Origin of the sequence: Streptomyces formicae, assembly GCF_002556545.1 — a bacterium.
Lineage (GTDB): Bacteria > Actinomycetota > Actinomycetes > Streptomycetales > Streptomycetaceae > Streptomyces > Streptomyces formicae_A.
In genome coordinates this window covers 6,792,989-6,804,454 of the sequence record NZ_CP022685.1, presented here as the reverse complement: position 1 = coordinate 6,804,454, position 11,466 = coordinate 6,792,989, and the positions used below count along the sequence as shown (strand labels likewise).

The following is an 11,466-nucleotide window of genomic DNA, read 5'->3' as shown; positions in this document are numbered from 1 at the left end:
AAGGGTCGACCGTACTGCTCGGGTTGTTCTGGGCTCTCTCCATGAAGCTTGCCCAGTGTTTCACCATGGCTGAACCAGGCCATAACAGTTCGGCAGCTTCGCACACCGTCCGCACACCCTCCGGGCGGAAACACTGACGACCGGCATCAGCATGGACGGCGAAGGTAAGTAACCTTGCATCCGGCTGTCCAACCACCCCGGTCCTGCCCGGCCAGGGCGGTGGTACACGAACAAGCGGGCATCGGAGGGGCGGCCGCACCATGAGTTCGGGAGACTTGGGCGTCGATACTGTCGATACTCGTACGAGGAGTGCTGTGATCACCGCGCGTGCGGCTGCGACCTTCGACCCCGTCGGACGTTCCGTCGCGACGGCTCGCTCCTTCGTCCGCGACACCCTCCAGGGCTGGGGGTTCACGGACGTCGTCGACGACGCCGTCGTCCTCACCAGCGAGCTGGTGACCAATGCCGTGGTGCACGCGGGCACGGCCGCCGACGTGCTGTGCCTGCGCTCCGAGGACGCCGTGCGCATCGAGGTCTCCGACCGCTACCCGGAGCGCGAGATCCCGCTCCAGCAGTCCTCCGTCAACATGGGCAGCCCCGACCGCGAGGGCGGCCGCGGCCTCCAGCTCTGCGCGGCGCTCGCCACCCGCTGGGGCGTCGACTACACCCCCACCCACAAGCAGGTCTGGTTCCAACTCGACCTCCCCGACCGCCCGGTGGGCACCCGCGCCGCGGGCCCCTCGCTGCCGGCCGACCTCCTTCCCATCGCCGACGGACGGGTCCGCGTCGCCGTCGTCCAGATCGACCGCGCGGGCGCCATCTCGGCCTGGAACGAGGACGCCGAGGAACTCTTCGGGTACGTCGCCGAGCAGGTCATGGGCAAGCCGCTCAACGACTTCGCGGCCTGGCCGCACACCCCTGGCACCAGCACCGGCATCGCCGAGGCCCTCCAACTCTCCCGCTGGGAGGGCAGTTACGGCATCCGCGGCTCCAACGGCTGCGTACTGCCCGTGTACGCCTCGCACCTGCGCGTCCGCGACACCGACGGCGAACCCTCCACCGTCTGCCTCCTCGTACGCGACGAGGAGCGCGCGGTCCTCCAGACCCCGCTCCGCGGCCCGAACCCCGACCAGAGCACCCTCAGCGAGCCGAACGCCACGGACCCCTTCGAGGTCTTCATCGGCTCCCCCGCCCCCGACGACCTCGACGGACTGCTCCAGCGCACCGTCGAGCGCGCCCGCGACATGCTGGACGGCGACGCCGCCTTCCTGCTCCTGGCCACCGACGACGAGACCGAGCTGGAGGTCCGCGCCTCCACCGGCCTGCCCTCGGCCCGCCAGCGCTTCGCCCGCGTCCCCGTCGAGGCGGGCCCCGGGCGCTACGGCTCGGCCCGCATGCCCGCCGTCCACGAGGACCTCACCGTCGTCCCGGGCGCCGTCCCGCTTCTCGGCGGCACCGGCATGCGCTCGGTCGTCACGGTCCCCCTCAAGGTCGAGGGCCGCCTCACCGGATCCCTCGGCGTCGCCGCCGAGGCCCCCGACCGGTACTCGAACGAAGAGGCGCTGCGCCTCCAGTTCGCCGCCGACCGGATCGCCCTCGCCGTGGAGTCCGCCCGCCTCGGCGAGCTGGAACGGCTGCGCCGCGGCTCCCTCTCCTTCCTGGTCGAGGCGTCCGACCTGCTCGCGGGCACCCTGGACCGCGACCAGACCCTCGCGCTCATGGCCCAGATGACGGTCCCGACACTCGCCACCTGGTGCGCCGTCTACACCATCGCCGACCAGTCGGCAGAGCCCTACCTCTCGTACGTCCTGCACGAGGACGAGGAGCGCATCGACGGCCTCAAGGCGCTCCTCTCCAAGATCGCCCCGCCCGAGCCCGTACCCACGCCGGGCGCCCGCGTCTGGGCGGCCCCCTCCGAGGCCGCGCACCAGGCGGCCCTCCGCTCCTCGATGCGCAGCCTGGGCCTCGGCGAACCCATGACCCTGAGCTCGGGCATCGGCACGACGCTCTCCACGGCGTCGGCGGTGGGCGGCGAGACCGTGGTCCTGCCCCTGGTCGCCCGCAACCGCGTCATCGGCATGCTGACCCTCGGCAAGCCCTCCGACGAACACTTCCGCCAAGAGATCCTGGAATTGGCCGAAGATCTCTCCCGCCGAGCCGCTCTCGCCCTGGACAACGCCCGCCTCTACTCCGAGCGCATGGCCATCAGCCAGTCCCTCCAGCGCAGCCTGCTGCCCCCGGGGCTCCCCCAGGTCCCCGGCGTCGAGGTCGAGGTCATCTACCGCGCGGCGGGCGAGGGCAACGAGGTCGGCGGCGACTTCTACGACCTCTTCCCGATCCGCGACGGCGCGTACGGCTTCGCGATCGGCGACGTCTGCGGCACGGGCCCCGAGGCGGCGGCCGTCACGGGCCTGGCCCGGCACGCCCTGCGCCTGCTCGCCCGCGAGGGCTTCGGTGGCCCCGCCGTCCTGGAGCGCCTCAACGCGGCGATCCTCGACGAGGGCGCCCGCAGCCGCTTCCTCACGCTCCTGTACGGCGAGCTGTGGCCCCAGGAGGACGGCTCGGCCGTCCTGAAGGTCGTCTGCGCCGGACACCCGCTCCCGCTCAGGCTGCGCCAGGACGGCACGGTCGAGCCGTACGCGGAACCGCAGCCCCTGCTCGGCGTCATGGACGACCTGGAGCTCTACGAACAGACGATGACGCTGGACCCGGGCGACGTCCTGCTCTGCGTGACCGACGGCGTCACCGAGCGCCGCGAAGGCACGCGCATGCTCGGTGACGACGGTCTTGCGGACGTCCTCACCACGTGCACGGGCCTGACGGCAGGGGCGGTCGCCGCCCGCATCATGCGCGCGGTGGAGCGCTTCGCCACGGACGCACCGTCCGACGACATGGCGATCCTCGCGATGCGCGTCCCCGGCCTCCAGAAGGACTGAGGCCCGCCGGGAAACGCAGAAGGCCCCCGCCCAACCGGGCGGGGGCCTTCATGAATTGAGCCCCCAAGCGGAATCGAACCGCTGACCTTCTCCTTACCATGGAGACGCTCTACCGACTGAGCTATAGGGGCCTGTTGTCCTTCGCGGTTTCCCGCTTGGCAACGAGATAGATCATACCTGAAATCGAAGGCCGCTCGAACCGCCCATTCCGCACGTCGTCAGAACACCGTCGGAACACTGGTCAGAATGCCGGCTGGAGAAGTCCACCGAGCGCGTTGCAGGCGGAGACCATGCGCTGAAGGTCCCGCCGCGACATCGACGCGTCGACGGGCAGCGCCAGCGTCTCGTCCGCGGCCCGCTCGGTCTCCGGCAGCACGACGTCCCGCCAGAACTCCGGCATGCGGTGGACCGGCGTCTTCACCGGCACCCGGCAGTCGACTCCCTTGACCCGTACGGCCCGTGCGAACGCGTCCCGGTCGGGCCGCCCGTTCCCCGGCACCCGCACGACGTACTGCTGGAAGCTGTGCCCGGCGCCACCGGTCGGCGTCACGACGCCACTGAGCCGCCCGTTGAGGTACGCGGCGTGCGCCTGCCGCCGCGCCTGCCCTTCGCGCGGCTCCGCCAACTCGCCCTGCTCCAGGACGAGAAGCCCGTGCCGCTGCCCCACGCCCCACAGCAGGCCCATGTCGGCCTGCTTCCCGAAGCGGTGGACCACCACGACGGCGGCCGTACGCGGGGTGATGGCGGCGGCGACGGCGTCAGGATCGAGGCAGTACGTCGATGGCTCTATGTCGGCGAAGACCGGCACGGCTCCCGCGGTGACGACTGCCTCGGCGACCTCGACATTGCCGTAGGCCGGCACGACGACCTCGTCACCGGTACCGACACCTGCGGCGCGCAACATTGCAACTGTGCCCATGTCTGCGGATGTTGGCTGCGCAACGTGAACGGAAGGTGACACAAAACAAAAAAGAGCTGGTCCCTGAACCGAAGTTCAGGGACCAGCTCTTATCAAGATGAGTTCGGCGGCGTCCTACTCTCCCACAGGGTCCCCCCTGCAGTACCATCGGCGCTGTGAGGCTTAGCTTCCGGGTTCGGAATGTAACCGGGCGTTTCCCTCACGCTATGACCACCGAAACACTATGAAACTGTCAACCGGAGCCGTGGCACATGGCTACGACGGTTGTTCGTGGTTTCAGAACCAACACAGTGGACGCGAGCAACTGAGGACAAGCCCTCGGCCTATTAGTACCAGTCACCTCCACCCGTTACCGGGCTTCCAGATCTGGCCTATCAACCCAGTCGTCTACTGGGAGCCTTAACCCCTCAAAGGGGGTGGGAATACTCATCTCGAAGCAGGCTTCCCGCTTAGATGCTTTCAGCGGTTATCCTTTCCGAACGTAGCCAACCAGCCATGCCCTTGGCAGGACAACTGGCACACCAGAGGTTCGTCCGTCCCGGTCCTCTCGTACTAGGGACAGCCCTTCTCAATATTCCTACGCGCACAGAGGATAGGGACCGAACTGTCTCACGACGTTCTAAACCCAGCTCGCGTACCGCTTTAATGGGCGAACAGCCCAACCCTTGGGACCGACTCCAGCCCCAGGATGCGACGAGCCGACATCGAGGTGCCAAACCATCCCGTCGATATGGACTCTTGGGGAAGATCAGCCTGTTATCCCCGGGGTACCTTTTATCCGTTGAGCGACGGCGCTTCCACAAGCCACCGCCGGATCACTAGTCCCGACTTTCGTCCCTGCTCGACCCGTCGGTCTCACAGTCAAGCTCCCTTGTGCACTTACACTCAACACCTGATTACCAACCAGGCTGAGGGAACCTTTGGGCGCCTCCGTTACTCTTTGGGAGGCAACCGCCCCAGTTAAACTACCCATCAGACACTGTCCCTGATCCGGATCACGGACCGAGGTTAGACATCCAGCACGACCAGAGTGGTATTTCAACGTTGACTCCACGAACACTGGCGTGCCCGCTTCACAGTCTCCCACCTATCCTACACAAGCCGAACCGAACACCAATATCAAACTGTAGTAAAGGTCCCGGGGTCTTTCCGTCCTTCTGCGCGAAACGAGCATCTTTACTCGTAGTGCAATTTCACCGGGCCTATGGTTGAGACAGTCGAGAAGTCGTTACGCCATTCGTGCAGGTCGGAACTTACCCGACAAGGAATTTCGCTACCTTAGGATGGTTATAGTTACCACCGCCGTTTACTGGCGCTTAAGTTCTCAGCTTCGCACGCCCGAAAGCGCACTAACCGGTCCCCTTAACGTTCCAGCACCGGGCAGGCGTCAGTCCGTATACATCGCCTTACGGCTTCGCACGGACCTGTGTTTTTAGTAAACAGTCGCTTCTCGCTGGTCTCTGCGGCCACCCCCAGCTCAGACAGTAAATGTCATCACCGGTGATGGCCCCCCTTCTCCCGAAGTTACGGGGGCATTTTGCCGAGTTCCTTAACCATAGTTCACCCGAACGCCTCGGTATTCTCTACCTGACCACCTGAGTCGGTTTAGGGTACGGGCCGCCATGAAACTCGCTAGAGGCTTTTCTCGACAGCATAGGATCATCCACTTCACCACAATCGGCTCGGCATCAGGTCTCACCCTTAATGAGTGGCGGATTTGCCTACCACTCGGGCTACACCCTTACCCCGGGACAACCATCGCCCGGGCTGGACTACCTTCCTGCGTCACCCCATCACTCACCTACTACAAGTCTGGTCCGTCGGCTCCACCACTTCCCTCAACTCCGAAGAGATCGGGACGGCTTCACGGACTTAGCATCGCCTGATTCGATGTTTGACGCTTCACAGCGGGTACCGGAATATCAACCGGTTATCCATCGACTACGCCTGTCGGCCTCGCCTTAGGTCCCGACTTACCCTGGGCAGATCAGCTTGACCCAGGAACCCTTAGTCAATCGGCGCACACGTTTCTCACGTATGTATCGCTACTCATGCCTGCATTCTCACTCGTGAACCGTCCACCACTGCCTTCCGGCGCGGCTTCACCCGGCACACGACGCTCCCCTACCCATCCATACAGGCGTTGGCCCTATTGTATGAATGACACGACTTCGGCGGTACGCTTGAGCCCCGCTACATTGTCGGCGCGGAATCACTAGACCAGTGAGCTATTACGCACTCTTTCAAGGGTGGCTGCTTCTAAGCCAACCTCCTGGTTGTCTGTGCGACTCCACATCCTTTCCCACTTAGCGTACGCTTAGGGGCCTTAGTCGATGCTCTGGGCTGTTTCCCTCTCGACCATGGAGCTTATCCCCCACAGTCTCACTGCCGCGCTCTCACTTACCGGCATTCGGAGTTTGGCTAAGGTCAGTAACCCGGTAGGGCCCATCGCCTATCCAGTGCTCTACCTCCGGCAAGAAACACACGACGCTGCACCTAAATGCATTTCGGGGAGAACCAGCTATCACGGAGTTTGATTGGCCTTTCACCCCTAACCACAGGTCATCCCCCAGGTTTTCAACCCTGGTGGGTTCGGTCCTCCACGACCTCTTACAGCCGCTTCAACCTGCCCATGGCTAGATCACTCCGCTTCGGGTCTTGAGCGCGCTACTAAATCGCCCTATTCGGACTCGCTTTCGCTACGGCTTCCCCACACGGGTTAACCTCGCAACACACCGCAAACTCGCAGGCTCATTCTTCAAAAGGCACGCAGTCACGAGATGGAAGCAAGCTTCCATCCGACGCTCCCACGGCTTGTAGGCACACGGTTTCAGGTACTATTTCACTCCGCTCCCGCGGTACTTTTCACCATTCCCTCACGGTACTATCCGCTATCGGTCACCAGGGAATATTTAGGCTTAACGGGTGGTCCCGCCAGATTCACACGGGATTTCTCGGGCCCCGTGCTACTTGGGTGTCTCTCAAACGAGCCGCTGATGTTTCGACTACGGGGGTCTTACCCTCTACGCCGGACCTTTCGCATGTCCTTCGTCTACATCAACGGTTTCTGACTCGCCTCACAGCCGGCAGACTGTGAAAGAGAGATCCCACAACCCCGCATGCGCAACCCCTGCCGGGTCTCACACGCATACGGTTTGGCCTCATCCGGTTTCGCTCGCCACTACTCCCGGAATCACGGTTGTTTTCTCTTCCTGCGGGTACTGAGATGTTTCACTTCCCCGCGTTCCCTCCACACTGCCTATGTGTTCAGCAGCGGGTGACAGCCCATGACGACTGCCGGGTTTCCCCATTCGGAAACCCCCGGATCAAAGCCTGGTTGACGACTCCCCGGGGACTATCGTGGCCTCCCACGTCCTTCATCGGTTCCTGGTGCCAAGGCATCCACCGTGCGCCCTTAAAAACTTGGCCACAGATGCTCGCGTCCACTGTGCAGTTCTCAAACAACGACCAACCACCCATCACCCCACTGGACAAGCCAGTGAGTGCACTGGGGTCGGCACTGAAGGCAGCCGAAACCGGCCGCACCTTCAGATACCCAACAGCGTGCCCGACCCGATCCCGTCCGGAGATCATGCTTTCCACGCTCCGAAGAGCAGTACTTGCAGCCTCCGACCCAGACTCAGGCCGAGTAGTCAACGTTCCACCCATGAGCAACCAGCATCGAACATTCGCCGATGTACTGGCCTCTGACCGAGCGAACTCGGTAAGAAGTGCTCCTTAGAAAGGAGGTGATCCAGCCGCACCTTCCGGTACGGCTACCTTGTTACGACTTCGTCCCAATCGCCAGTCCCACCTTCGACAGCTCCCTCCCACAAGGGGTTGGGCCACCGGCTTCGGGTGTTACCGACTTTCGTGACGTGACGGGCGGTGTGTACAAGGCCCGGGAACGTATTCACCGCAGCAATGCTGATCTGCGATTACTAGCAACTCCGACTTCATGGGGTCGAGTTGCAGACCCCAATCCGAACTGAGACAGGCTTTTTGAGATTCGCTCCGCCTCGCGGCTTCGCAGCTCATTGTACCTGCCATTGTAGCACGTGTGCAGCCCAAGACATAAGGGGCATGATGACTTGACGTCGTCCCCACCTTCCTCCGAGTTGACCCCGGCAGTCTCCTGTGAGTCCCCATCACCCCGAAGGGCATGCTGGCAACACAGAACAAGGGTTGCGCTCGTTGCGGGACTTAACCCAACATCTCACGACACGAGCTGACGACAGCCATGCACCACCTGTATACCGACCACAAGGGGGGCACCATCTCTGATGCTTTCCGGTATATGTCAAGCCTTGGTAAGGTTCTTCGCGTTGCGTCGAATTAAGCCACATGCTCCGCTGCTTGTGCGGGCCCCCGTCAATTCCTTTGAGTTTTAGCCTTGCGGCCGTACTCCCCAGGCGGGGAACTTAATGCGTTAGCTGCGGCACCGACGACGTGGAATGTCGCCAACACCTAGTTCCCACCGTTTACGGCGTGGACTACCAGGGTATCTAATCCTGTTCGCTCCCCACGCTTTCGCTCCTCAGCGTCAGTAATGGCCCAGAGATCCGCCTTCGCCACCGGTGTTCCTCCTGATATCTGCGCATTTCACCGCTACACCAGGAATTCCGATCTCCCCTACCACACTCTAGCCTGCCCGTATCGACTGCAGACCCGGGGTTAAGCCCCGGGCTTTCACAACCGACGTGACAAGCCGCCTACGAGCTCTTTACGCCCAATAATTCCGGACAACGCTTGCGCCCTACGTATTACCGCGGCTGCTGGCACGTAGTTAGCCGGCGCTTCTTCTGCAGGTACCGTCACTTTCGCTTCTTCCCTGCTGAAAGAGGTTTACAACCCGAAGGCCGTCATCCCTCACGCGGCGTCGCTGCATCAGGCTTTCGCCCATTGTGCAATATTCCCCACTGCTGCCTCCCGTAGGAGTCTGGGCCGTGTCTCAGTCCCAGTGTGGCCGGTCGCCCTCTCAGGCCGGCTACCCGTCGTCGCCTTGGTGAGCTTCTACCTCACCAACAAGCTGATAGGCCGCGGGCTCATCCTTCACCGCCGGAGCTTTCAACCCTCTCCCATGCGAGAGACGGTATTATCCGGTATTAGACCCCGTTTCCAGGGCTTGTCCCAGAGTGAAGGGCAGATTACCCACGTGTTACTCACCCGTTCGCCACTAATCCACCCCGAAGGGATTCATCGTTCGACTTGCATGTGTTAAGCACGCCGCCAGCGTTCGTCCTGAGCCAGGATCAAACTCTCCGTGAATGTTTTCCCGTAATCGGGACGACACCACGAGAGCGGAACCAAGGAGAGGAATAATCCCCCCGGTTCACAGCGTCCTCGCTGTGCTGCCTGCACGAGCCTCAAGGGCCGTACAGGACTTTTTCAAAGGAACCTCAACTCACCGAAGTGAGTCGGGGTATCAACATATCTGGCGTTGACTTTTGGCACGCTGTTGAGTTCTCAAGGAACGGACACTTCCTTTGTACTCACCCGCAGAACATTCTCTGGGGCTTTCCTCCGGGCGCTTCCCTTCGGTGTTTCTTTTTGTTCTTCGTTCTTGCGTTTCCGACTCTATCAGACTCTTTCGTGTCCGACTTCCTCGGTGCCTTTCCGGTTCCCGCTCCTGCCTTTCGGCTTTCGCGTTTCCCTTTCCGGCGGTTCCGACTTTATCAGAAGTTCTGAGTCGGAATTCCCGCCCCGCTCGGGTTGGTCCGTGGGCACCTGAGTGCGCCGGGTTTCCCTCGCTGGCGGAGCCGTAAACCTAACGGAGCGGGGCGCCCCGATGCAAATCGAGGCGCCCCGCTCCGGAGATCACGCGATCGTGAGGGTCAGACCTCGACGACCACGGGCAAGATCATCGGGCGTCGGCGGTAGTTGTCCGAGACCCATTTGCCCAGCGTGCGGCGGATGAGCTGCTGCAGCTGGTGGGGTTCGACGACACCGTCCTGGGCCGACTTGTCCAGGACTTCCTGGATCCGGGGCACGACGGCACTGAACGCCGAATCGTCGATGCCGGAACCGCGGGCCTGGATGGTCGGACCGCTGGTGATCTTGCCGGTGCTGGAGTCCACCACCACGAAGACCGAGATGATGCCCTCGTCGCCGAGGATCTTGCGGTCCTTCAGGGCGGGCTCGCCGACGTCGCCCACGGAGAGGCCGTCCACATAGACGTATCCCGCCTGGACCTTGCCGACGATCTTCGCCTTGCCCTCGACGAGGTCGACGACGACGCCGTCCTCGGCGATCACGATGCGGTCGTGCGGGACGCCGGTGAGGGCGCCGAGCTCGGCGTTGGCGCGCAGGTGGCGCCATTCGCCGTGGACCGGCATCAGGTTCTTGGGCTTGCAGATGTTGTAGAAGTACAGGAGCTCGCCCGCCGACGCGTGGCCGGAGACGTGCACCTTGGCGTTGCCCTTGTGGACGACGTTCGCGCCCCAGCGGGTCAGGCCGTTGATCACGCGGTAGACCGCGTTCTCGTTGCCCGGGATGAGGGACGACGCCAGGATCACCGTGTCGCCCTGGACGATCCGGATCTGGTGGTCGCGATTGGCCATGCGGGAGAGCGCGGCCATGGGCTCGCCCTGGGAGCCCGTGCAGACCAGGACGACCTCGCTGTCGGGGAGGTCGTCGAGCGTCTTGACGTCCACGACCAGGCCCGGGGGTACGCGGAGGTAGCCCAGGTCACGCGCGATGCCCATGTTGCGGACCATCGAGCGGCCGACGAAGGCGACCCGGCGGCCGTACTCGTGGGCGGCGTCCAGGATCTGCTGGATGCGGTGCACGTGGCTGGCGAAGCTCGCGACGATGATCCGCTTCTGGGCGCCCGCGAAGACGCCCCGGATCACGTTCGAGATGTCGCGCTCCGGCGGGACGAAGCCCGGGACCTCGGCGTTCGTCGAGTCGGAGAGGAGGAGGTCGATGCCCTCCTCGCTCAGCCGCGCGAACGCGTGCAGGTCGGTGAGGCGGCCGTCCATCGGGAGCTGGTCCATCTTGAAGTCGCCGGTGGCGACGACCATGCCCGCGGGAGTGCGGACGGCGACGGCCAGGGCGTCCGGGATGGAGTGGTTGACCGCGACGAACTCGCAGTCGAACGGGCCGAGGTGCTCGCGGTCGCCCTCGACGACCTCCAGCGTGTACGGCCGGATGCGGTGCTCCTGGAGCTTCGCCTCGATCAGCGCGAGGGTCAGCTTGGAGCCGATCAGCGGGATGTCCGGCTTCTCGCGCAGGAGGTAGGGGACACCGCCGATGTGGTCCTCGTGGCCGTGCGTGAGCACGATGCCCTCGATGTCGTCGAGGCGGTCCCTGATGGACGTGAAGTCCGGCAGGATCAGGTCGATTCCGGGCTGCTCCTCCTCGGGGAAGAGCACTCCGCAGTCGACGATCAGCAGGCGACCGTTGTACTCGAAGACGGTCATGTTGCGGCCGATCTCGCCGAGGCCGCCGAGCGGGGTGACCCGCAGGCCGCCCTTCGGGAGCTTCGGCGGAGCGCCGAGTTCAGGATGCGGATGACTCAAAAGACTCTCCTCACCACGCACGCCACGTACCTGAGGGGCACGTGGCGCGCATGACGTTCGTGCAGTAGCAGTTGTTGTGTGGGGTGCGGGC

At 63.6% G+C, this 11,466-nt stretch carries 3 protein-coding genes, 1 tRNA gene and 3 rRNA genes; 1 reads left to right on the top strand and 6 read right to left on the bottom strand.

Going from position 1 to position 11,466, the window contains the following annotated elements:
* Positions 1–260 precede the first annotated feature (260 nt).
* Positions 261–2,936 (top strand): SpoIIE family protein phosphatase, encoded by a 2,676-nt coding sequence (locus KY5_RS29880; RefSeq protein WP_234362912.1) that lies wholly within the window; start codon positions 261–263, stop codon positions 2,934–2,936.
* Between the two features lie 58 nt (positions 2,937–2,994).
* Here the strand turns inward: KY5_RS29880 and KY5_RS29875 are convergent.
* The 6 genes from KY5_RS29875 to KY5_RS29845 all read right to left on the bottom strand — a co-directional run bounded on the left by KY5_RS29875 (position 2,995) and on the right by KY5_RS29845 (position 11,375).
* Positions 2,995–3,067 (bottom strand) — tRNA-Thr (locus KY5_RS29875).
* Between the two features lie 110 nt (positions 3,068–3,177).
* A complete protein-coding gene (locus KY5_RS29870) occupies positions 3,178–3,840 on the bottom strand; it encodes a DegT/DnrJ/EryC1/StrS family aminotransferase (RefSeq protein ID WP_234363231.1) in 663 nt (220 codons plus the stop codon).
* Positions 3,841–3,956: 116 nt separating this feature from the next.
* Positions 3,957–4,073: ribosomal RNA gene (gene rrf, locus KY5_RS29865) — 5S ribosomal RNA — on the bottom strand.
* Between the two features lie 88 nt (positions 4,074–4,161).
* Positions 4,162–7,284: ribosomal RNA gene (locus tag KY5_RS29860) — 23S ribosomal RNA — on the bottom strand.
* A 313-nt stretch (positions 7,285–7,597) separates the two neighbouring features.
* Positions 7,598–9,123, bottom strand: a 16S ribosomal RNA gene (locus KY5_RS29855).
* Together the 16S, 23S and 5S rRNA genes form the textbook arrangement of a ribosomal RNA operon.
* Before the next feature lie 566 nt (positions 9,124–9,689).
* Entirely contained in the window at positions 9,690–11,375 is a 1,686-nt protein-coding gene (locus tag KY5_RS29845) for a ribonuclease J (RefSeq protein WP_098245123.1), read from the bottom strand.
* Positions 11,376–11,466: the final 91 nt, after the last annotated feature.